At 45.3% G+C, this 23,244-nt stretch carries 21 protein-coding genes; 18 read left to right on the forward strand and 3 right to left on the reverse strand.

Going from position 1 to position 23,244, the window contains the following annotated elements:
• The first annotated feature begins 200 nt into the window (after positions 1 to 200).
• From aceE to QCB45_RS00725, 11 genes are all read left to right on the forward strand, one after another.
• Positions 201 to 2,864 (forward strand): pyruvate dehydrogenase (acetyl-transferring), homodimeric type, encoded by a 2,664-nt coding sequence (aceE, locus tag QCB45_RS00675; protein ID WP_279418622.1) that lies wholly within the window; start codon positions 201 to 203, stop codon positions 2,862 to 2,864.
• Between the two features lie 110 nt (positions 2,865 to 2,974).
• The gene (gene aceF, locus QCB45_RS00680) at positions 2,975 to 4,294 is read left to right on the forward strand and encodes a dihydrolipoyllysine-residue acetyltransferase (RefSeq protein ID WP_279418623.1); all 1,320 of its coding nucleotides are present in this window, start codon (positions 2,975 to 2,977) and stop codon (positions 4,292 to 4,294) included.
• Between the two features lie 12 nt (positions 4,295 to 4,306).
• Entirely contained in the window at positions 4,307 to 6,085 is a 1,779-nt protein-coding gene (gene lpdA / locus QCB45_RS00685) for a dihydrolipoyl dehydrogenase (RefSeq protein ID WP_279418624.1), read from the forward strand.
• 238 nt (positions 6,086 to 6,323) lie between these two features.
• The gene (locus tag QCB45_RS00690; RefSeq protein ID WP_279418625.1) at positions 6,324 to 8,444 is read left to right on the forward strand and encodes a methyl-accepting chemotaxis protein; all 2,121 of its coding nucleotides are present in this window, start codon (positions 6,324 to 6,326) and stop codon (positions 8,442 to 8,444) included.
• 254 nt (positions 8,445 to 8,698) lie between these two features.
• On the forward strand, positions 8,699 to 10,348 hold the full coding sequence (locus QCB45_RS00695; RefSeq protein WP_279418626.1) for a GGDEF domain-containing protein: 1,650 nt from the start codon (positions 8,699 to 8,701) through the stop codon (positions 10,346 to 10,348).
• A 2-nt stretch (positions 10,349 to 10,350) separates the two neighbouring features.
• On the forward strand, positions 10,351 to 11,343 hold the full coding sequence (locus QCB45_RS00700; RefSeq protein ID WP_279418627.1) for a hypothetical protein: 993 nt from the start codon (positions 10,351 to 10,353) through the stop codon (positions 11,341 to 11,343).
• A 9-nt stretch (positions 11,344 to 11,352) separates the two neighbouring features.
• Positions 11,353 to 11,526, forward strand: a complete 174-nt coding sequence (locus tag QCB45_RS00705) for a hypothetical protein (RefSeq protein ID WP_279418628.1) — start codon at positions 11,353 to 11,355, stop codon at positions 11,524 to 11,526.
• Positions 11,527 to 11,752: 226 nt separating this feature from the next.
• On the forward strand, positions 11,753 to 12,880 hold the full coding sequence (locus tag QCB45_RS00710) for a hypothetical protein (protein WP_279418629.1): 1,128 nt from the start codon (positions 11,753 to 11,755) through the stop codon (positions 12,878 to 12,880).
• A gap of 189 nt (positions 12,881 to 13,069) precedes the next feature.
• The gene (gene parA / locus QCB45_RS00715; protein WP_279418630.1) at positions 13,070 to 13,702 is read left to right on the forward strand and encodes a ParA family partition ATPase; all 633 of its coding nucleotides are present in this window, start codon (positions 13,070 to 13,072) and stop codon (positions 13,700 to 13,702) included.
• Positions 13,699 to 13,884 carry a hypothetical protein gene (locus tag QCB45_RS00720; RefSeq protein ID WP_279418631.1) on the forward strand — a complete coding sequence of 62 codons (186 nt, stop codon included), beginning with the start codon at positions 13,699 to 13,701 and terminating at the stop codon, positions 13,882 to 13,884. The genes parA and QCB45_RS00720 overlap by 4 nt, the downstream gene beginning before the upstream one ends.
• A gap of 153 nt (positions 13,885 to 14,037) precedes the next feature.
• Positions 14,038 to 14,343 carry a hypothetical protein gene (locus QCB45_RS00725; RefSeq protein WP_279418632.1) on the forward strand — a complete coding sequence of 102 codons (306 nt, stop codon included), beginning with the start codon at positions 14,038 to 14,040 and terminating at the stop codon, positions 14,341 to 14,343.
• 101 nt (positions 14,344 to 14,444) lie between these two features.
• Here QCB45_RS00725 and QCB45_RS00730 read toward each other — a convergent pair whose 3' ends face one another.
• On the reverse strand, positions 14,445 to 15,617 hold the full coding sequence (locus QCB45_RS00730) for a DEAD/DEAH box helicase (protein ID WP_279418633.1): 1,173 nt from the start codon (positions 15,615 to 15,617) through the stop codon (positions 14,445 to 14,447).
• Positions 15,618 to 15,902: 285 nt separating this feature from the next.
• On the opposite strand from QCB45_RS00730, the gene QCB45_RS00735 reads away from it, so the two are divergent.
• The 6 genes from QCB45_RS00735 to QCB45_RS00760 all read left to right on the forward strand — a co-directional run bounded on the left by QCB45_RS00735 (position 15,903) and on the right by QCB45_RS00760 (position 20,987).
• The gene (locus QCB45_RS00735) at positions 15,903 to 16,514 is read left to right on the forward strand and encodes a DUF2238 domain-containing protein (RefSeq protein WP_279418634.1); all 612 of its coding nucleotides are present in this window, start codon (positions 15,903 to 15,905) and stop codon (positions 16,512 to 16,514) included.
• A gap of 118 nt (positions 16,515 to 16,632) precedes the next feature.
• Positions 16,633 to 17,286: an oxygen-insensitive NAD(P)H nitroreductase gene (gene nfsB / locus QCB45_RS00740; protein WP_279418635.1), complete on the forward strand. Its 654-nt coding sequence runs from the start codon at positions 16,633 to 16,635 to the stop codon at positions 17,284 to 17,286.
• A 139-nt stretch (positions 17,287 to 17,425) separates the two neighbouring features.
• The gene (locus tag QCB45_RS00745; RefSeq protein WP_279418636.1) at positions 17,426 to 18,112 is read left to right on the forward strand and encodes a dUTP diphosphatase; all 687 of its coding nucleotides are present in this window, start codon (positions 17,426 to 17,428) and stop codon (positions 18,110 to 18,112) included.
• Positions 18,113 to 18,198: 86 nt separating this feature from the next.
• Positions 18,199 to 19,299, forward strand: a complete 1,101-nt coding sequence (locus QCB45_RS00750) for a PQQ-dependent sugar dehydrogenase (RefSeq protein ID WP_279418637.1) — start codon at positions 18,199 to 18,201, stop codon at positions 19,297 to 19,299.
• 200 nt (positions 19,300 to 19,499) lie between these two features.
• On the forward strand, positions 19,500 to 20,402 hold the full coding sequence (locus tag QCB45_RS00755; protein WP_279418638.1) for a GGDEF domain-containing protein: 903 nt from the start codon (positions 19,500 to 19,502) through the stop codon (positions 20,400 to 20,402).
• Between the two features lie 45 nt (positions 20,403 to 20,447).
• Complete coding sequence (locus tag QCB45_RS00760) at positions 20,448 to 20,987, forward strand: DUF924 domain-containing protein (RefSeq protein WP_279420000.1); 540 nt, start codon at positions 20,448 to 20,450, stop codon at positions 20,985 to 20,987.
• Positions 20,988 to 21,294: 307 nt separating this feature from the next.
• Here the strand turns inward: QCB45_RS00760 and QCB45_RS00765 are convergent, their stop codons facing one another.
• On the reverse strand, positions 21,295 to 21,720 hold the full coding sequence (locus QCB45_RS00765; protein WP_279418639.1) for an MAPEG family protein: 426 nt from the start codon (positions 21,718 to 21,720) through the stop codon (positions 21,295 to 21,297).
• Positions 21,721 to 21,812: 92 nt separating this feature from the next.
• Here QCB45_RS00765 and QCB45_RS00770 point away from each other — a divergent pair, with 92 nt between their 5' ends.
• On the forward strand, positions 21,813 to 22,388 hold the full coding sequence (locus QCB45_RS00770; protein WP_279418640.1) for a TetR/AcrR family transcriptional regulator: 576 nt from the start codon (positions 21,813 to 21,815) through the stop codon (positions 22,386 to 22,388).
• 83 nt (positions 22,389 to 22,471) lie between these two features.
• Here QCB45_RS00770 and QCB45_RS00775 read toward each other — a convergent pair whose 3' ends face one another.
• Positions 22,472 to 23,092, reverse strand: a complete 621-nt coding sequence (locus tag QCB45_RS00775; protein ID WP_279418641.1) for an FKBP-type peptidyl-prolyl cis-trans isomerase — start codon at positions 23,090 to 23,092, stop codon at positions 22,472 to 22,474.
• Between the last annotated feature and the right edge of the window lie 152 nt (positions 23,093 to 23,244).

The raw sequence follows: 23,244 nt of genomic DNA on the forward strand, positions 1-23,244 counted from the left end.
TTCTTGAGCCCTCGGCGCGGTTAAATACGCCTTTTATGGCGTATCGAATCGAGGGTTCAGCGTCTTGGAATACTAAGTAGCTGGAACCCTAGACGTTTAATATTGTTGGCGGTACGGATATGACCTATCTGTACTGACTTTGCTTCAGGCATACCCAGCTCCTGAAGGTTAAATGATCCAACCCATGAGGTACGCACATCATGAGCGAAAATTTTGTAGACCAAGATCCACAAGAAACACAAGAGTGGATCGATGCGCTAGAAGCCGTTGTCGATTTTGAAGGCACGGACAAAGCGCAACACATCATCGCAAGCTTAATCGAAAAAGCCCGTGTTCACGGCATCGACATTCCTTATTCGGCAAACACGCCTTATATCAATACCATTTCTGAAGAAGAGCAAGTCAACTACCCAGGCGACATGGGACTTGAGCAGAAATTGCGCGCTATTTTGCGCTGGAATGCGATGGCAACCGTATCGGGCGCTAATAAAAATACGAGTGTGGGTGGTCACATTGCCTCTTATGCTTCAAGTTGTACCTTGTATGAAGTGGGGATGAACCATTTCTTCAAAGGTCCAAAGCATGAACAGGGTGCCGACATGGTTTTCTTCCAGGGACATACTTCACCGGGTATGTACTCGCGTTCGTTCTTGGAAGGTCGTTTAACCGAAGAACAATTGAGAAACTACCGACAAGAAGTGGACGGCAACGGTCTGTCTTCGTATCCTCACCCTTGGTTGATGGATGACTACTGGCAGTTCCCGACGGTCTCGATGGGTCTTGGTCCGCTTATGGCGATCTATCAGGCGCGTTTCATGAAATATATGGAAGCACGCGGTTTGGCTCAAACAGAAGGACGTAAAGTCTGGGCTTTCCTGGGTGACGGTGAAATGGACGAGCCGGAATCACGTGGTGCGATCCAGTTGGCCAAGCGCGAGAAGCTGGATAACCTGGTTTTCGTCATCAACTGTAACCTACAGCGTCTTGATGGACCGGTTCGTGGTAACGAAAGTATCATCGACGAATTGGAAGGTGTGTTTCGTGGCGCGGGTTGGTCAGTCACAAAAGTCATCTGGGGTTCCGGTTGGGATCGTCTGTTGGCCAAAGACAAGACTGGTAAGCTGATCGAGCGTATGGGTGAAGTAGTGGACGGTGAATACCAGTCCTATAAAGCGAAAGACGGTGCGTTCGTACGTAAGCACTTCTTTGGTAAATACCCTGAAACCGCGGCGTTGGTCGAAGACATGACCGACGACGAAATCTTTAAACTTAGCCGTGGTGGACACTCTCCACGTAAGATTTATAACGCTTATAAGCGTGCATCTGAAACCGTCGGTCAGCCGACTGTTATCCTGGCGAAAACCGTTAAAGGTTACGGTATGGGTGCTTACGGTGAAGCGGCTAACACAGCGCACCAGCAGAAAAAGTTGGACGTTGAAGGTTACAAATATTTCCGTGACCGTTTCTCGATTCCAATCTCTGATGAAGAGTTGGAAAAAGGACCGGTTCCTTTCTACCGTCCGGATGAAGATTCTGACGTTATGAAGTACATGCGTGAGCGCCGTGAAGCATTGGGTGGTTCTTTGCCGTCCCGTCAGGATGTTTCTGAGCCGCTACCGGTTCCATCATTGGATACCTTCAAAATGTTGACCGACGGTACAGGCGATCGTGAAATGTCGACAACCATGGCATTCGTTCGTCTGATCTCCATCCTGTTACGTGACAAGACCCTTGGTCCACGTGTTGTTCCAATCATTCCGGATGAAGCGCGTACTTTCGGTATGGAAGGTCTGTTCCGTCAGGTAGGTATCTACGATCCGGCCGGTCAGTTGTACGAGCCAATGGATGCTGACCAGTTGATGTGGTACAAAGAATCCGCAAACGGTCAGGTATTCGAAGAAGGGATCAACGAAGCCGGTGCGATGGCTAACTGGGTGGCTGCGGCGACCGCATACGCCAACTATGGCGTAAGCATGATTCCGTTCTACATCTACTACTCAATGTTCGGTTTCCAGCGTATCGGTGACTTGGCATGGGCGGCGGGTGATTCGCGTGCACGCGGCTTCCTTATGGGTGGTACGGCTGGTCGTACGACTCTGGAAGGGGAAGGTCTACAGCACCAGGATGGTCATAACCTTGTTCAGTTCGACCATATTCCTAACTGTATGACGTATGACCCAACCTTCGCTTACGAAATGGCGGTCATCATCCGTGACGGTATCAAGCGCATGTTCAATGAAAAAGAAGATGTGTTCTACTACATTACGGCTATGAACGAAAACTACTCGCATCCCGCGATGCCTGAAGGTGCCGAAGAAGGCATTTTGAAAGGTCTGTACTCGTTCAAGAAGTCTGAAGCCAAGCACAAAAATAAAGTTCAGTTGATGGGATCTGGAACAATCTTCCGTGAAGTCATCGCTGCGGCTGAAATGCTTGAAAACGAATGGGATGTCGCTGCAGACATCTGGGGTGCGCCAAGTTTCAACCTGTTGCGTCGCGACGGTGTCGAAACCACGCGTTGGAACATGTTGCATCCTAATGAAACGCAAAAACAGCCTTATGTTACTGAAACTCTTTCAGGTGCAGAAGGTCCGTTTATTGCGGCAACGGATTACATCCGTGACTACCCTGAGCGTATCCGTGAATACGTTCCTGGTGAATACTATGTATTGGGTACGGACGGCTTCGGTCGTTCCGACACCCGCACACAACTGCGTAAGTTCTTTGAAGTTGACCGCTACTATGTGGTGGTTCAGTCGCTTAAGGCACTGGCAGATGCTGGCAGCATCAAAGCTGATGTGGTTGCTAAAGCGATCGAGAAATACGGTATCGACAGCGAGAAACCTTATCCGGTTCACGCTTAATGTCAAAGCCGCTGACTCAAGGTGGAGTCAGCGGCTTTTTCATACAGATTCAAGTCGTTTTAAATTCGGGCAAAATCCGATACATAGAATTTACAAAGGAAGTTTGAACAATGGCTACACAGCAAATTACTATTCCTGATATCGGTGATTTCGATTCGGTTGAAATCATCGAGATCCTTGTGTCTGCGGGCGATACGGTTTCCGTGGACGACTCTCTTTTAACTTTGGAATCCGATAAGGCCACCATGGAGATCCCATCTCCGGTTTCCGGTACGGTCACGAAAGTGGCGGTGTCGATCGGTGATTCAGTTTCCGAAGGCGATTACATCATGGACATCGAAGTGTCTGGTGATGCGGCAGTGCCTGCTCCGGCAGAAGAGAAACCGGCTGAAAAAGCAGCTGCACCAACTCCAGCGCCAGCGGCGGAAGCGCCTAAGCCTGAGCCAGTTCCGCAAGCGGCGCCTCCGGTTCCGGTTGCTCCGGCGGCAAGCAAATTGGTTAACGCTCAGTCTATGGGCGCGAAATCCCACGCATCTCCATCGGTTCGTTCATTCGCACGTAAATTGGGTGTGGATCTGGCAAATGTATCTGGTACCGGGCCAAAGGGTCGTATCCAGCAGACAGACGTTGAAGCGGCAATCAAAGCGGTCATGAGTGGTCAAACGGCTGCTCCTGGGCAAGCTGCGGGTGGTGCGGGCATTCCTCCTGTTCCAACGATTGATTTCAGCCAATTCGGTGAGACTGAAACCGTAGAACTAGGCCGCATCAAGAAGATTTCAGGTAAGTTCCTGCATACAAGCTGGTTGAACGTACCTCATGTCACTCAATTTGACGAGTGTGACATTACTGAAATGGATCAGTTCCGTAAAGATCAGAAAGCGGCGGCTGAGAAGCAGGGCATCAAACTGACTCCACTTGTTTTCGTTATGAAAGCCGTGGTTAAAGCTTTGCAGGAGTTCCCGAGCTTCAACGCATCCTTGTCTCCAGACGCGCAATCGATCATCAAGAAAGGTTACTACAACATCGGTATCGCGGTGGATACGCCGAACGGTCTTGTTGTTCCTGTGGTCAAAGACGTCGACAAAAAAGGCATCTACGAGTTGTCCCGCGATTTGATGGAAATCTCTGCCAAAGCGCGTGACGGTAAGCTGGGGCCTGCCGACATGTCCGGCGGTACTTTCACCATCTCTAGCCTTGGCGGTATCGGCGGTACTCAGTTCACGCCGATTGTTAACGCGCCTGAAGTAGCGATCATGGGTCTTTCTAAGGCTAAGATGCAGCCGGTTTGGAACGGTTCTGAATTTGTTCCTCGTTTGATCATGCCGTTCAGTGTCTCTTACGACCACCGTGCGATTGACGGTGCCGAAGGTGTCCGTTTCACAACCGCAGTCGGCCAGTATCTTTCTGACCTGCGTCAATTGATTCTTTAATAGGAGTTTGGGATGAGCAAGATTGTAGACATCAAAATTCCTGATATCGGTGATTTCGCAGAAGTTGAAGTCATTGAAGTATTGGTTGCCGCCGGTGAAGAGGTTGCACAGGACGATTCACTGCTGACATTGGAATCCGACAAGGCCACGATGGAAATTCCTGCGCCTTTCGCCGGTAAACTGGTTACGTTTACAGCGGAAGTAGGCGACAAGGTTTCAGAAGGTTCGATTATCGGTACCATGGAAATCGCAGACAGCGACACCGTTGCCGCCAACGTGGAAGAAAGCGTTTCTGCAACCGCTGCACCAGCCGAAGAGCCAAAAGCGGAACAGACTGCACCTCAAGCGGTTTCAGCCGCTGATCTTCCACCTGCGGATATGCAGTGCGAAGTGTTGGTTCTTGGTTCCGGTCCTGGCGGATACACGGCTGCATTCCGTGCCGCCGACCTTGGCAAGAAAGTGGTTATGATTGAACGTTACGAGAACATCGGTGGTGTTTGTTTGAACGTGGGTTGTATCCCGTCTAAAGCGTTATTACACATGTCTGTTGTGTTGAACGAAACCCGTGAAATGGGTGCGCACGGTATCACCTTTGCCGAGCCGCAAATCGATACCAACAAAATGCGTGAGTATAAAGATTCCGTTATCGGTAAATTGACCGGTGGTTTGGCAGGTCTTGCCAAAGCGCGTAAGGTTGAAGTGGTTCAGGGTTACGGTAAGTTCAGCTCTGCCAACACCGTTACGGTTGATATGGCAGACGGTTCCACCAAAACCATCGCATTCGAAAACGCCATCATCGCAGCCGGTTCACGTGTTGTGAAACTGCCATTCATCCCGCATGACGATCCTCGCGTAATGGATTCGACCGACGCATTGGAACTGGAAGAAGTTCCAAACCGCATGTTGGTTATCGGTGGCGGTATCATAGGTCTGGAAATGGCTCAGGTTTACGACTCACTTGGTGCGAACATCACTGTGGTCGAATTGGGCGACACCATTATCCCGGGTGCGGATAAAGACATCTCCAAGCCGTTGCTTAAGAAGATCAAAAAGAAATACGAAAACATTTATCTGAAATCGAAAGTGACCAACGTCGAAGCCAAAGAAGAAGGCTTGGTGGTTACGTTTGAAGGTAAAGACTGTCCTGAAACCGATACCTTCGACCGTATTTTGGTTGCAGTGGGTCGTGCGCCTAACGGTAAATTGATCGATGCCGAGAAAGCCGGTGTTGTAGTAAACGATTGGGGCTTCATCGAAGTTGACGAACGTCAGAAAACCAATGTTGATCACATCTACGCGATCGGTGATATTGTCGGTCAGCCAATGCTGGCGCACAAAGCGGTTCACGAAGGTAAAGTGGCTGCGGAAGTTATTTCGGGCATGCCAAGCGCCTTCACGCCAATGGGTATTCCATCGGTGGCCTATACCGATCCTGAAGTGGCTTGGGCCGGTAAGACCGAAGACCAGCTTAAAGCGGAAGGTATCGAATACGAGAAGGGTGCTTTCCCATGGGCGGCTTCCGGACGTAGCTTGAGCTTGGGCCGTGACGAAGGGATGACCAAAGCGTTGTTCTGTTCTGAAACCCATCGTCTGCTAGGTTGCGGTATCGTTGGCCCTAACGCCGGTGAATTGATCGCCGAAGCGATGTTGGCGATTGAAATGGGCGCGGATATGCAAGACATCGGTCTGACTATCCACCCACACCCAACGCTATCGGAAACCATCTGCTTCGCGGCAGAGATGGCAGAAGGAACCATTACGGATCTGATGCCTCCGAAGAAGAAAAAATAAACAGGCCTGTTTATTTTAGTTTTTGAAAAAACCCGTAAAAAGCGGGTTTTTTTATGTCTGAATTACAGAACTCTTCATTTTTTCTAAGTCAATTTTCTTAAGGTGATCGTGGGATTGCTAGGCGAATAAAAATAATGAAAAGTCCCATTAAAACAAGTGATTAGAAACGACATGGAACAGACGTTTAGTTCCATTGTTTTTGAGTAAAATAGTGATCGTATCAAGGAAGGTATGAATTATGTATAAAAATAAAAAAATGAACAGTATTCGAATTAAAAGTTCGATTCCTACAGTGACATTAGCGATTTCGATGATCGTTTTGCTGGTAGTCGCTTACTGGATGTTAAAAATGCAGGAGCGTTCGATAAAGTTACAGGCGGATAAATTTATTCACTCCATTTCATTGACGCTCAATGCGGATCGAGACCTTTATCAAGCGAAAGTAGCCGAGTTAAATTTATTGGCCAACTACGGCTCGGCAGAGAAAAATGAAGGTTCGCGGATTGAGAATGCTCAACAGGTTTCTGATCGTTACGCCAAATATATGGAGCATATGAAAGATTATCCTGATGTATTGGCAAAATCGGATGGCTTTAAGTCGGACTTTGAGGCCTGGAAAAATCAATCGGACAAACTGGTTGCCGCGATCGGTCAAGCGGATGAAGCGGAAATCATGGCACTGAGAAGAGATGAAGAAAAAAAGTTTTCTGCATTACGAGACAATCTTGATGTAGCAGGTGAGGCCGCGTTATTAAAGTCTGTTGAGATGCGTGAACGCCTTGAGGAACAACTTACTCAATTCAAAACGATTGCCATTGTTATATTGGGTTTGATTCTGCTCGGCGCCCTGTGGATTGGTTATTCCATTCCTAAAAATATTTCCAGACAGCTACAAAAAACCATCGATGCCGCAAATGCCATTGCAGCGGGTGATCTATCCAATACAATCGAAACGAATACGACGGATGAGACAGGCCAGTTATTGAATTCGATGAAGCGGATGCAGGATACCATTAAATTGCTTTTGCACGATATGAACCGTATGTCCGAAGAACATGATGCCGGTGATATCGATGTTGTGGTAGACGAAAGCAAATTCCAAGGCGATTATAAAAAAATGGCGGCTGCGATCAATGCGATGGTCAGTGACCATATCAGCATGAATAAAAAATCCATGGCCGTATTCAAATCCTTCGGCAATGGTGACTTTGATGCCGATATGGAGAAATTGCCGGGCAAAAAAGCCTTTATCAACGAAAGCATCGAGACGGTTCGAAGTAATCTTAAAGCCATTACCGCCGATACCGATATGCTGATTCAGGCCGTGGCAGATGGCGAGCTTGATAAGTTGGCAAATTCCGATAAGTTCCAGGGTGACTGGAAACGAATGATCGAAGGTGTCAATCAGATTTTGGCCGGTATGGTAAAACCGCTCAATGAAGCCATTGGTGTGTTGGTGGAAATCGAGCAGGGGAATCTAACCAAGACGGTGACCGGCGATTACAAAGGCCAACTGGGCGAGTTTAAACAAACGGTCAACAATACGGTTGCCAAACTGTCGAGTGTCATTAACCAGACAGTTCAAGCTTCGCAGATTGTTTCTCAAGGTGCACAAGAAGTTGCGCAAGGAGCCATGGATTTAAGTTCACGCGTGCAGGAGCAGGCTGCGGCCATTGAGCAAACATCCGCCACCATGGAAGAAATCACGTCCAGCGTCCAGCACAATGCACATCATGCTAAAGACGCTTCGGATGTCGTGCGGACTGTACAACGTCAGTCCAATACCGGTTCCAAGGTAATGGGGCAAACCATCGAAGCCATGAATGCTATTCAGGAATCAAGTCATAAGATTTCCGACATTGTCACTTTGATTGACGGCATCGCTTTCCAAACTAACCTATTGGCGCTTAATGCCGCCGTTGAAGCCGCGCGAGCCGGTGAACACGGACGTGGTTTTGCAGTGGTCGCCAGTGAAGTCCGTTCTCTGTCTCAAAAATCTGCCGATGCTGCCAGAGAAATCACCACCTTGATTTCTGAAAGTGTCGACCGTATCGATCAAGGAACGAAACTGGCATCTGAATCAAGTGAAGTGCTTTCTGCTATTAACAAGTCAATTGATGACGTTGTGGAAGTGGTAGAGCAGATCGAATTGGCATCCAGTCAACAGATGGAAGGAATTGAGCAGGTTCATAAAGCGGTCGGTCAAATTGATGGTGTGACACAACAAAATGCAGCTCTAATAGAAGAGACCGCCGCAGCCGCCGACAGCATGAGTGAGCAGGCCGAACGTCTGAACCGGGACATGGCTTTCTTCAGAATACAATCAACCGAGGCTGAAGTGAAACAGTTACCGGTCTGAAGTCATTGAAATAAAAAAGTAATTGTAAAAATTACTCATTCTGTTATAACTAAAACCCGTGCCACAAGCACGGGTTTTTTTATGCCTAAATTTTATGTCGTTTTAGTCCATTGCGGAATATTGGCTAAGGCGGTTATATGATCACAATTTTGACAGGTTGAATTGAATAAAGTGAAAACAGTTTCTGCTCTACCGTTGTGTATGTGTAGGGAATTTAATTTTCCCTGTATCCGAATATTCTTAAAGGAATAAGAGTGTACGACTTCCGACATTTTCGAATAGACAGGGCGTTGCTGTTCACATTTTTATTAATAGGCCTTGTCTTTTCAAGCCACTCTTATGCTCAAGCTGCTCAAGTCGAAAATATAGCATGGAAGCTGTACGGCATTGATAAGTTCCAACAATTTGATCCTCAGCGACCGGAGTCGCAATACAACTTATTAGAGGTCGATGGTATCTCTTTGACCGGTGGGCACTATCTTTATTCCGGAGAAGTGAATATTGATCAGGAAGGCTTTTATGTGGTCGATTTCAAAAATACCTCCGCCATAGACCTTTTTTCCTTTTATATTTACGATCAACAAAACAGACGGGTTGCCACCGCCTCAGGCGGCATTGGCAGCACCGAGACCAACCCGTTTTTTCTTCGTCATGGACGAACATTTCATTTAAAAGCCGGGCAATATAAGTTGCTTGCGGAAGTGTCTTCTCCCTATTTTATTGCCCAGCCGGTTCCCTATGTCGATCCGCTTGCCAATTACCAGCAGGAGATCAAGCTTGGTAACGCCATCGTATTGATCGGCCTTGGTATTTTTCTTTCCATGGGTATCTATTACGGTGCGCTTTCTTTTGCTCGTTCGCGTAATACCGAAGTGCTGTATGCCATCTTCATATTCTCTAATTTGCTGTTTAATGCCGGTGCACATCAGGTTCTAGCGCAGCTATTTAATCTGCATAATTTTTACCTGATTTCTTTCCCCATCGTTATTTCCAATTTCATTTATGTACTCTTTGTCATGAAGCTTTTGGAAATTCATCCGGCCAAGAACAAAATATTGCATCTGATGGGAATCGTGGCCCTTTTGGTTCTGGCTGTATTTGCGCTATTTGGTATGTTGTCGCCACACTGGGTTAATGAAATGGCTCGTTTTGGCGTATGGGTGTTCCTGTTATATGGACTGATAGCGGGTGTTGCTCGTTCAATCCAGGGGAGCGTTGTAGCGCGTTTGTATTTAGTCGCTCTGGTCGTCTTCATTGGGCTTGCCAGCATGGCCACTCTGCCAACTCATTTAAGTTCAAATACCATCTATGTTGAACACTATGGGCTGGCGGCTATCGCAATGGAAGTTATTCTGCTTGCGCTGGTTCTAACTTATCAGTTCGGTGAACTTTATCGTGAGCGCGTGAGAATACTACTCCGCCTTGATCATAGTAAAAAATTGGCTCATACCGATGCCGTTACAGATATTCCAAACCGCTACGCATTGGAAATAGAATTGGCTTCCTTCGAGCAAAACTCTTCTTTAACTTATATCGATATGGACAACCTGAAGTTTTACAACGACCGTTACGGCCACGCGAAGGGCGATGAGATGCTCAAGATGTTTGCCAGTCTAATGAAACAAGGATTGGGTGGTGATGGCTGCATTTACCGAGTAGGGGGCGATGAATTTGCCGTCACTTGTCCGGATGGTAATGCGCATAGAGTTCAGAAACTCATCGACCGCGTCATAGATGAGATGCATCACATCGGTTTTGAACAGGCCGGGGTGAGTGCGGGTTCAGCCTTTATGCACGAGGCGGCCAACACCTCGGACCTGAAACACTTAGCCGATATACGAATGTACGAAAACAAACAGCATCGCAAATCGAAAAGCCATCACTGGTTCAATATAGGAGGATAGTTGTGCGCGCATCAAAAAAAGGTTTGCTCTTACCGATAGTCTTCTTAACGATCATTCCGCTAATAGCCTCATGGTTTGCCTATGCCGATCACTTGCCACCGGGCTTTGGTGTGTTTCCTCCCTTGCAGATAACTGATCCGCCGACGCCTGGCTTCAGTATCTGGGTATTTCTTGTGTTGTTGGCCGTTGAGATATTCCTGACCATTTTCTTATTGTTCCCGCAAAAATTCGGTTTCAAACCCGTTCCGGCACCGGCACCTTACGACCGCAAGGCATTGCCTTGGTGGTTTTGGCTGGGAGCGGCGGTCATGCTGGTTTTCTGGTATCTCATGTGGGCACGTCCTGAACCGTTAATGGAGTTGGTTTACTTTGCCTTTACACCGCTTTGGTGGGGCTTCATTACCGTGATTGACGGGGTGGTTTATTCGAGAAGTGGCGGTTACTCGCTCATGAGCAAGAAACCAAAACTCTTTGCAATCACCATCGTGGTGTCACTGTTTGCCTGGTACTACTTCGAGTATTTTGATTACTTCGCGTTAGGCAACTGGTATTACCCAAATTCGGTGTTGATTCCGGAACTGTCCCATACAACCGTTGTGATACTCTTCTTGGTTGCTTACACTACGGTGTGGCCTGCTGTGTTTGAATGGTACACCTTGTTGCATACCTTCCCGAAACTGGCCGTGAAATACTCGGACGGACCTAAAATCAACCTGCCGGGTTACCCGATGTTAATCATCGGCTTGGCGTTGATGGCGATTATGGTTTTCTACCCATATCCGTTCTTCTGGGCGCTTTGGATCGGCGTCATGCTGGCTTTCGCCGGGGTATTGGCCATCATGAATATTCCGTCACCAATCAGTGAACTGGCAAAAGGTAATTGGAGCCCGATGATTCTGATTGCCTTGTCATCCTTATTCAACGGCTTCTTTTGGGAAATGTGGAACTACGGCAGCGCCCACCCAACAGACCCTATCTCAAACCCCAACTATTGAGTGTATGACGTGCCGTATGTGAATGTCATTCACATCTTCTCGGAAATGCCGTTGGAAGGCTACTTCGGTTATTTAGCGTTTGGTTTACTCGTATGGTTGATGTTCATCTGGGCCGGTAAGGTATTTGGCTTTGAGACTTACTTGCTGAAAGAAGGTGAGCGTAAGTATGACAGTGAGGTTTGAAGACTAAACTAATTTGAAATGATAAAGAATATTAACAATTCAAAATTAAGGCTTTAAGGTAAGATTGGCATCCTTAAGCCTTTAAAAAAGAAATAACGATTGTAAAAGTTGCTTGTTCTGATGTAACTAAACTTCAATCAGTGATGAGTTTTTTTATTTTTTGAAAAATCATGAAATTTAGTTTTATCAAGAGAATGTTTAATTTTAGTAATTGTATGAGGGGTTTATGAGTGAAATAATTACTGCTAAAGATACAGAAAGTCAGACGTCTTTAGCTCTAAATAATCAAGATTTTGCGAAGATAATATTAGATTTTTTGGGTAATAAGCAAGAGTTAAATTATTATGAGGAATTTGATTTTACTCTTAGGTTAAATGACCTTGAACAATATTATTATAAAATTGCTACAAAAATTGAAAAAGAGCATCATACGTCAATTGAGCACTTTACTGTGATTATTTTTTATAATGATGGTACAAGTAGAGAGATAACAGGGATTGAGAATTTAAATAAATTTCATGAAACGAGGGATGTTTTACCTCAAGAAGTTCTTTTGAATTGGAACATTGTTTTACATTTCCCTAACTCACCAACAATTGAAAATCAAAATATACGTATAAAGTTTATTACAGATATTTCAAATTTCTCTAAGTATAAACGCGTTAAAGTTGGCGCAGTGTACACAGAAATTGAACATACAAATGAAGTGTGGGCTAATGAAATATTAACGTTAATTAAAGATAAAACATCTGAAATTACAATTAAATACAATAATGTATATTCAACAGGCTTAAAAATTAAAAAGTATCTTTTTCAAAAAGAAACTTTACCAATTATATTTGTATTATTGTTTTTCCCATTAATGATATATGTATCGTATGTAAAAGAAATACCCCAAGAGTATTCCTATGAAGTAATTGCATCTTTACAAGATTCTCAAGTGTCTAATAATTCTAACTTAGCTATATTGGCGGTTCAAAATCTTAATTCTGAATTTTTGAAAAAATATAGTGATAATCATATCGAAAGTGATGAACTTAAGAAGACTTTTAATGAAATTATTAAAGATAAGTCTAAAACAGAATTTTTAACATCTTCATCAGGGCTGTTAATTATCCTCTTCAGTGTAATGTTGCCTTTTTTATTTTTGTATTTATGGGTAAGGTCAACTATAAATTATTATCATATGGGGAGTTTTATCATCATAAATAATCGCTCAGAAGCAGTTCACAATAATTTCATTAGTGAAAAGAGCAAGCTGCAATATATATCAATTTCTCTGACATTATTTACATTGATAAGTGGCTTGCTTGTTAACTTGATATATCAATTGATTTATAACATATATTTATAAAATAGTGAGTAAAAAAGGGCGAGGCCCTTTTTTATTTGTGCTGTATCTATTCGTTAATCCATAGCTACTTTCCCTACTTCCCCTACTTAACAATTCGATATTCAACTGGAAGAACTCCGTTAAACCTCTCTGAATCTGTAATACTTAAATCTTTTAAACTGCTTGGATTTTTAATTGTTTGGAAGGTTGATGTCTGCACGTATTTTTTCTATTGCCAACCAAAAGGGCGGAACGGGTAAAACGACCCTGAGTATGAATTTTGCCGCGGGGTTGGCGCAACGGGGTCGGGCGTTGTTGATCGATGCGGATCCTCAAGGTTCGGCAAGTCATTGGAGTAGATCGTCTGCGGACGATAAGCCGTTTCCGGTTTCGGTGATTTCGGTTGGTGGTCAGTTGTCGCGGGAAGTGGGGCGTTTTGCCGAGGATTACGATTTTATTGTGATCGATTGTCCGCCCACGCTTGAAACCGGAGTGATGCAATCCGCTTTGAGTGTGTCGGAATCGGTTTTGATTCCTGTTTTGCCGTCTCCGGTGGATTTATGGGCGAGTATCCGAATCACGGATGCGATTGAGCACGCCAGAATCCGTAATCGATCTCTCAAACCTTATATTGTGGTGAATCAGTTGGAACCAAGAAGCGCTTTGTCTACCGCCATGAAAGAGGCGTTGGATGAATTTGATATTCCTGCTTTGCAAGGTGGTGTTCGTCGTCGGGCGATTTACCGTAATGCGGCCATAGAAGGGTTGAGCGTATATTGCATCGGCAAGCGTGGAGAAACGGCGGCACAAGAAATAGATGAAATCATCAAGGAGATTTTATGACTACCGCAAAACCAAGAAGCACCACAGGTTCAAAATTAGCCAATAGCGTACGCCGTGCAAAGGCCACTCCGGCGGAAGAAACTGCATCGGAAGTTAAGTCTGCAACGAAACCTGCAACGCCAGAGGTTCCTGAATCGGAAACAATCACCGCCATGCCGTCCAATCGAGTTTGGCCGGATTAATGTTTTACATAGGTTGTTGATGCTATAGGCTTTAGCAACCCTTTAATGTATTGATAAATCCTATAGGTTGTATAGGAATTTCCACTCGAATCTATCTCAGATTTTTTCACAAATAAACGATAATAATTTCCGTCAAATAAAGTATTGCGGGAGATGACTGTGATCGAAACTTACGACGATTTACATAAACTGGTTACGTCTGAAATTGAAAAGTATGTGAAAGAAAATGAGCAGGCCTCAATTAAATTCGTGGCTGATGAAAATGGTTCCTGCGTGATGATGAACAACAGCAATGGCAATAAGTTCAAGTTCATGCTTGCGCGTTTTGGAGACGAATATAAAGTTGGATTTGCCTTATTTGAAGGGTATCAGCCTCAGCCGGTTTGGATTGACGATGTACTGAGTTCCAGCTTTGACGAGAAATTTATGAATACGTTGATTACTGAGCATCTAGTCTAAATCGACGGGTTCGGATTCGATGGGGTTTACGTTGACAAACCCTAGAGTATTGGAGAGCAAAATAAGCCTGCCGTAGATGCAGGCTTTTTTATGACGGAATGTTATCGAAGGTGGTAGTTCAGAATTGAAATAGGCACAGGTTTTCTGACTGGGAAGCCCTCTATTTCCCGGCGTTCGATGATATGACCCAGTAGACTTTCGATGGCGCAAAGGTTTTTAAAGTCGTCTTTGGAGACAAAAGAGATGGCTTCGCCCGTTTTGCCTGCGCGGCCTGTACGACCGATGCGGTGAATATAATCCTCGGCAGGATAAGGCAGGTCGTAATTGACTACTCGGCTTAGATTGTTAATGTCTAGTCCACGCGCAGCAATGCCTGTTGCGACTAAGAATTGTAATTTTCCTGTTTTAAATTCGTTCCAGACTTTTTCCCGAGAGGCTTGACTTCGACCAGCGTGAATAGAGTCGGCGATAATGCCGCGCTTGCCGAGCTGTTCCACCAATTTGGCTGCGGAGTGTTTTTTCTCGACAAAAATCAGCGCCTGATCCCACTCTTGTTCTTTGATCAAATGACTCAAAAGTGCGGACTTGGTGTCTTTGTCGACGGTAATTAACCACTGCTCGATTTTGGGTGTGGTTTTCGTTTTAGGGGAAACGGAAATTTCGGCGGCATCGTCGTAGACGGTATCGGCCAGGTAGCGAACATCATCAGTTAGAGTCGCGGAAAACAGCAAACTCTGACGGTCTCCCGGCAAGCGTTCGATGATTTTATTGATGTCGTCAATAAAGCCCATATCCAGCATTCTGTCGGCTTCATCCAATACCAAAAATTCTAGATCATCAAAGAACAGGGCACGTTGGTAGGCTAAATCCAACAATCTTCCGGGTGTAGCGACCAGAATGTCGACGCCTTGTGCCAGACGTTGTTTTTGAGGCTCCAAATCCACACCGCCATAGACGGCCAGTGAACTGATATTCAGATACTTAGCATATTCGACGATATTGGCTTCTACCTGAACGGCCAGTTCACGCGTAGGGGTCAGAATCAGTGCGCGAACAGATCGGCCGCGTAGTTCGTCATAGTCTTTGATTTTTTCCAACAGGGGCAAAACAAAGCTGGCGGTTTTTCCCGTTCCCGTCTGCGCCGCCGCCATTAAATCCCGACCCGATAAGATAATGGGGATGGCTTGTTTCTGAATCTCCGTCGGGGTTTTGTAGCCTAGCTCGGAAACGGCTTTTAAAATAGGATCGCTTAATCCAAGTTTAGAAAATGACATGTAAAACCTCGAGTTGGGAACAATCAATGTGCGGCGTACGCAAATTGAGGAAAATCATGGAAGAGAATTAGGCCTGATTATAAAGCAACGCAATTTATCGCCTGCATTTTTTTAAGATTTTGTGTCACCTTATACCCTTTGAGTCACGCATGGCCATTACGATATTAGGTAAAATAGTAAAAATGAGCAGCCATCTTTTAGAATAGGCCACAGAGAGCAATTATTAGCGACATTAGAAAGACGATAATGGTTTAATCATAGCATCTGACCAAGGACGGTAACATTATGACATCCAAGCCCTTTAGTTCTAATAAACCATTACAAATCATGTTGATCTGGCTGGTGGGGCTTTGGTTGGTCACAGCCATCAATCCGCTGTATCCCCGGGACTGGCTGGTTGAAAATCTGCTGGTGTTTTTCTATGCCGCGCTGTTGATTTTCACTTATCGACGCTTTGCGTTTTCCAATCTGTCTTATGCGTTGTTTACCCTGTTCATGAGTCTGCATTTGATCGGCGCGCATTACACCTATTCTGAAGTACCGTTTGGTTTCTGGATGCAATCGTTGTTTGAGCTTGAGCGTAATCATTATGATCGGCTTGTGCATTTCAGTTTTGGTTTGTTGATCGCCTATCCTTTCAGGGAAATTCTGTTACGTAAGGCACAGGTTAAGCCGGCTTATTCTTATTTCCTTGCTGTGTGCGTAGTGATGGCTTTCAGTGGCTTTTACGAAGTGATGGAAAGTGCCGTGGCGATGGTGGTCAGCCCCGAACTGGGTATGGCATATCTTGGCACGCAGGGCGATGTATGGGATGCGCAAAAGGATACTTCTTTGGCTTTTGTTGGTGCTATAGTTGCAATGTTTGTAACCTGGTGGCTTCAGAAGAAGGGAAGTTGAGCGTGCCATCCAGTGATTGATAATTAACATAGAAAAAGCGCGGGTGGCCTAAGCCCCTAAGAAGAAATTTAATTTTAATTTGGCTTTAATTAAAAAGCCGTTTAGACAGGAGTTTAAGATGAATCTAGCAGAAATTGCTAAAAGCCGTTATGCCACTAAGAAATTTGATAGCAGCAAACGTATTCCGGATGATGTGTTTACGCAGATTAAAGCGTTGTTGCGATTAAGTCCTTCGAGTGTGAATTCTCAGCCTTGGCATTTCATCATTGCGGATAACCCGGAAGCCAAAAAGCGCTTGACCAAAGGAACGCAAGGTTCCTATAACGCCAACGAAGCCAAGGTGTTGGACTCCTCTCACGTTATCCTGTTCTGTGTTAAAACCGATATGAGTGACGAGTATCTAGAGCACTTGATTGATAACGAAGACAAGGACGGCCGTTTCCCTCAGCCGGAAGGCAAGGAGCTGGCAAAAAAAGTCCGTAGTTTTTTTGCCGATCTGCATAGAAAAGAACATAACGACACTCAAAGCTGGATGGAGAATCAGGTTTATCTGAACATGGGTACGATTCTGTTGGGTGCCGGTGTGTTGGGCGTTGATGCCGTTCCGATCGAAGGAGTGGATAAGGACGCGCTGAACGAAGAGTTCGGCCTGCTGGAAAAAGGTTTTGCCGCAGTTGGCTTGGTCGCTTTGGGCTACCGTGCGGAGGACGACTTTAACGCCAAGTTGCCTAAGTCTCGACTTCCGGAAGAAGAGATTTTTACCGTTCTGTAAATCGAACTAGGCTGCCAATTCGAACAGGCCTGTTCATTTTAAAATAAGACCCGTTTGGCCGTTTGGTTAAGCGGGTTTTTTATTGCGCATATGCTATGATTCTTTTTGGTTTTTGATGATAAAAGAAATGAGGATACCTATGCACATTCAAGACTCGATCAATGAAATGCTTTCCATGCAAAATGCGCTGAACGAAGCGACCAATGGAACCGATTGGCGTTCCGGCGTGACGCAGTTGGGTAAGGAAATTGATTGGCGTCGTTGCATTGTGATGGAATCCGCGGAATTGATCGACAGTTATCCTTGGAAGCACTGGAAAAGCGTGGATGCACAAACGGACATGGAAAATGTACGTGTCGAACTGGTAGACATCTGGCATTTCCTGTTGAGCTTGGCTTTAGAGCATTTTGAGCAGAAAGAGGCGGCAGAATTGTTGACTAAGGCTTTGATGGACAGTGAGGAGCCGGAATTTGAGCTTAATAAACTCACAGTGATCGAGCAGGTGCGTATCCATGAAATGATGATGGCCATCGCCTTGCAGAAAGACGCCGTATCGGGCGAGTACCTGGCCGCACTGGCGGAAGCGTTTTTCAACTCCTGCAAAGTCGCTGAACTGAACTTCGAGCAGCTTTATCAGATCTATATGGCGAAGAACGTTCTGAACAAATTCAGACAAGATCACGGCTATAAAGAGGGCACTTACATCAAAGAGTGGAACGGTAAGGAAGACAATGTGGTGATGTTTGAAATCATTGCCGGAATGTCGAGTTTCTCCGGTGACCAGCTTTATATCAGTCTGAAAGAGACTTACGCTACGTTAAGTTAACTTCGCGATCGCTTCTTATTATTTTACGTTCTTGTGCGTTTTCAAAATGTTAGGATGATAGGAACCTCTTCTGAAAGGAGTGAGTCATGCGTTTCATTCATCCTTTTGTTTTGCTTTTCGTTTTCTTAATTCAGCCTGCATTCGCAAGCGAACAACCGTTCAATATAAAGAAACTTGCCGGTAATCTGGGGGTGGTTTGGGGTATGGATTTTGTGGATTCCAACCGGATCATTTTCACGCAGAGGGAAGGCAAGGCAGGCCTGTTGGATTTGTCCAACAATCAGGTAACTTGGCTTTCGGGTGTGCCGGAAGTACATGCAGAAGGTCAGGGCGGTTTGTTGGATGTGGCGATTCCGCCGGACTATGCCAAAAGCGGTTGGATTTACTTCACTTACAGCAAGCCTGATCTGCTTCAAGCACAAACCACCTTGGCGAGAGCCAAGCTTCATAATACATCGCTGATTGATTGGCAGGATCTGCTGGTAAGCGATTCAGCCAGTTTCAGGAACATTCATTTCGGCAGCCGCATTGCGTTTGATGGTAAAGGGCATGTGTTTTTCTCAATTGGAGATCGAGGGGAACGTTCCAACGCACAGGATCTGACCAATCATGCCGGCTCGATCATTTGTTTGAATATGGATGGCAGTGTGCCGAAAGACAATCCGTTTGTAGGCAATACGAAAGCGCGTGATGAAATCTGGAGTTACGGTCACCGAAACCCGCAAGGCCTGTATTACGATCTGAAAACCGATCGGCTTTGGGAGATTGAGCACGGTCCTCAAGGCGGCGATGAAATCAATCTGATTAAGAAAGGCAAGAATTACGGCTGGCCGATTGTTTCCCAGGGCAAGGAGTACTTTTCGAGCATTGATGTGGGCGTGAATCATAAGCCGGGAATGGAAGAGCCGGTAAAGGTCTACATTCCTTCCATCGCCCCCAGCGATTTGCAGGTGTATCACGGCACGGAATTCAAAGACTGGGAAGGCAATCTGTTAACAGGCGCCTTGAAGCTGCAACATCTTAACCGTATCACATTGAACGACAAGCTTCAGGCTGTTTCTGAAAGCCGTTATCTGCAAAACCTGAATCAACGAATCCGCAGTCTGGCCGTAGATGAAATAGGACGGATTTATGTTGGAACGGATTCGGGCAATATCTATCGGTTGACCAATTCAGATAAACATTGATGCAGCTTGTCTATTTTTGAAAATGTTGATGACCGGATAATTCGAAATGATCATTGAATCAGACAGGTAGTGATATTATTGCTCTCGATATTAGAGGTCATAACAGAGTTAAGCTTCTTTAACATCTATTCTTAAGATAATGAAAAGTAAGTGAGTTTTTTATTTGATGGTTGCTGGAATGAATCCTGAAGAAAGTGTCTATGATTAGTTTTGAGCAGATGTCCGCCGTTCTCAACGCGATGCCCGATCCGGCTTTTTTGTTTTCAAGAAGCGGGAAGTATGTGGCGGTGTTTGGTGGTCGAGACAAACGTTATTATCATGACGGTAGCGGTTTGGTCGGTTTGTATATCGCCGATCTGATTGAAACGGAAAAGGCGAACTGGTTTATTGGAAAAATCGAAGAGGCTTTGGATTCCCGCAAACTGTTGATTGAGGAATACGAACTCAGCAATAAGGATGTGAAAGGTCTGCCGGACGAAGGACCTCAAGAACCGATCTGGTTTGAGGGACGTATTCAGGCTTTGGATTTTCTTGTTGATGGCGATGAAGTGGTTCTTTGGGTAGCGAGTAATATTTCCGAGCGACATAAATTAGAGATTAAGCTTCGTGAGCTGAGTGACACCGATCAGCTTACGGGTATCTTCAACCGCAGAAAGCTTGAGCATGAACTCTCGATGCATTTTGAGACGTTTTCACGGTATTCAACGCCGACTTCCATCTTGATGTTCGATCTGGACAATCTCAAACAGGTAAACGACCACTTTGGGCATCATGTTGGTGACCAAGCCATTCGCACTATGACCGATGTCTGTCAGTCTCAACTGAGAAAAAATGATTCGGTATGCCGTTTCGGGGGTGACGAGTTCATTGTTGTCCTTCCGAATACTGAACTGGAAAATGCGGTTCAGTTTTCAGAACGCCTGATGGAACACTTTAAACAGGGATTGGAGTCGTTTCGAAAGGGCGGCACCAATGTATCCGTCAGTATTGGTGTTACCACCATTATGCCGACAGACCAGACTTACCAAGATACTTTGAAGCGTGTGGACGGTGCTTTGTATACCGCCAAGAAGAATGGTAAAAACCGGATCGTTACAGCTTGATCACTAATAATCTTTTACTGTCATTGAGAGACATTCATCATGACCATGCCCGGTGAAATAATCGATTTTTGGTACACACTACCCATGACTAAACACTGGTTCCGCTCTACCCCTGAGATTGATGAGCAGATTCGCTCTCGTTATGAATCGTTATGGGAAAAAGCGGCGGATGGCGGATTGGACGAGTGGAAACAGACTGCGGAGGGGTGTTTGGCCTTGTGCATTGTTCTCGACCAGTTTCCATTGAATATGTTTCGTGGTGAGGCGAAAGGTTTTGCTTCCGAAGACAAGGCGGTGGAGGTGAGTAGGCATGCGGTTTCGAATGGATTGGATCTTGAGCTGCCTGTCGATCGCCGCGCGTTTCTATACATGCCCTTGATGCATAGCGAAAACCTGAGAGATCAGGATGAATCGGTACGCCTGTTTGAAGCGTCTGGATTGGAGAGCAATTTACGGTTCGCTCGTCACCATCGAGAACTCATTAGACGCTTTGGTCGTTTCCCTCATCGGAACGTGATTTTGGAACGGGAAAATACAACGGATGAAAAGGAATACTTATCATCTCCGGAAGCGTTTACCGGTTAGAAAAAGGAGAGGAATCCTATGACTTAAAGGGGTTTCTAGGGTTTTCGTTTTTCTTTTTATATCAAGTGTTTATTAAACTCTAATAAAAAATATTTTGATTGGTAATCCGGCCTGGCAATCGTTAATCTATACATCAAGACTTAGTGGTTTTGCTAGAGCCTTCTAGGTTGTTAGAGCTTTACATTCTAATCAGAAGACCTCCGGTTTCTAAGGAGCGAGAAACCGAACAGGCCTGTCTGTTATCCTCCATGATTAACCCGCATTCTGCGGGTTTTTCTTTTTTAATGCCGCTGCATTTTAGCCTTTTTTATGATGCACTGATTAAATTCAAACCTAAATAGATCCAAGATAGCAGCAACATTACGGCGCCTGTTACAAAAGCCCTCATTCGCCAAACTAAACGATTGATTGTTAAATGGATTACGGTATGGGCTATACGGCTGAATACAAATCCCCAAGCCAGTACCAGTTGAACCATATCGACCTGTTGGGTTACGTAAAGTGTGATGACGAGTAGATAAAACAAGATTGGAAGTTCAAACAGGTTCAGATAGTGTTGTTCTGTTTTAACCAAATATTCGGGCGCTTTTCCGCCTTTATTCAAAAGAAAGTATCGCGGGTTCAAACTGTCTTGTTTTACAGCTTTAAAGCGTAATCTCAGTAATGAAAATCCGACGAAAAACGTCAGCAGTGCCATTGCCAGTAGTGGGTATAAAATCATTTCATTAGTCATATCGTGTTCCTTTCTAAAATGGAATTTATTTGCCTATTCATGCTAGATGGGATCACAATATGTTCAAGATAATATTTTAAAAAGGAAGGGTTATGGCTTGGCCGGCAGAGAAGAGACAGGAAACGCGTCAGAGAATTCTGGAAAGTGCCGCGCAACTGTTTACTCGTAAAGGGTTTGATCAGGTTTCCATTGGAGATGTAATGAAAAATGCCGACCTGACTCACGGTGGGTTTTATTCTCACTTTGATTCCAAAGAAGCGTTGTATGCGGAATCGCTCCAGACCGCTTCCCGCAAGAGTTTTTCCTATAAGTTGCCGGAGAGTTCCGACAATGATTTGGATCTTATGTCCCAATTGCTTGAGGCTTATCTGGATATGGATCATCTGAAACCGGAGCATCCGTCTTGTCCTTTGGCTTTTCTGGCGACGGACGTTGCGAACAAAAACGAAGCTGTCCGAGACAGTTATACCAAGGTGTATAAACGCTTCGTGCTTTATATGGATAAGTTGATGGCGAATTCATCGTACAGCGACAAGGCATTCGCATTATCGGCTTTGATGGTGGGAGGTGTCGCACTTGCCAGATCTTTTTCCGATGAGAAAATGGCGGAAAGGTTGTTGGAGGCGTGTCGTGAAGCAGGGCTGAAAATGATTACTTCCACTGAATGATCGTCGGGAAGTTCTGTGGCGAGGTTGTGATAAACGTAGGATTAAAAAAGCGGGGCTAAGTTTCTTAGCCCCGCTTTTTGTTTTTAGGAAACGATTTCCAATAGTTCCACATCAAAGATCAATGCAGAGTATGGCGCGATCTTGCCGCCGGAACCCTGAGGGCCGTAAGCAAGATTGTGCGGGATGTATAGGCGCCATTTCGAACCGGTAGGCATCATCTGCAATGCTTCGGTCCAGCCAGCGATTACTCGGTTGACCGGAAACTGAGCAGGTTGACCACGTTCAACAGAACTGTCGAAAACCGTACCGTCGATCAGAGTACCGTGGTAGTGCGTTGAAACTACAGACTCCGCTCCAGGTTTTTCGCCGGTGCCTTCTTCGATGATTTCATACTGCAGACCGGATTCGGTTACGACGATACCTTCTTTCTTAGCATTTTCTGCTAGGAAGGCTTCACCTTCTTCAGCGGCTTTTTTCGCTTTTTCAGCTTCTTTAGCCTGCATGATGTCGTTGATTTCCTGGAAGGCCTGTTGCAAGGCTTCTTGACTGACCGGGCTTGGTGTACCGGATAGAGAGTCGACCACACCTTCGGCAATCGCGCTTGGGTTGATGCCATCAAACGGATCTGCCGCGAACTGGTCGCCCATTTGACGCCCTAGGCTGTAGCTGACGATATCAGCCGAAGTAGTATATTTTTCTGACATTGCTGTCGTCCTTTTGAGTTACGAATAAAAACGCTGAATTTTAGCATAATCGGAAGATTTTATCTTGACTGTACCTGCATGGTGAGCGGTAACTAACTCCATTAATTCGTTTTCATATTCAGGCTATGACCCTAAAAATAATGACTATTTTA

This window comes from Thiomicrorhabdus sp. ZW0627 (assembly GCF_029767005.1).
GTDB lineage: Bacteria > Pseudomonadota > Gammaproteobacteria > Thiomicrospirales > Thiomicrospiraceae > Thiomicrorhabdus.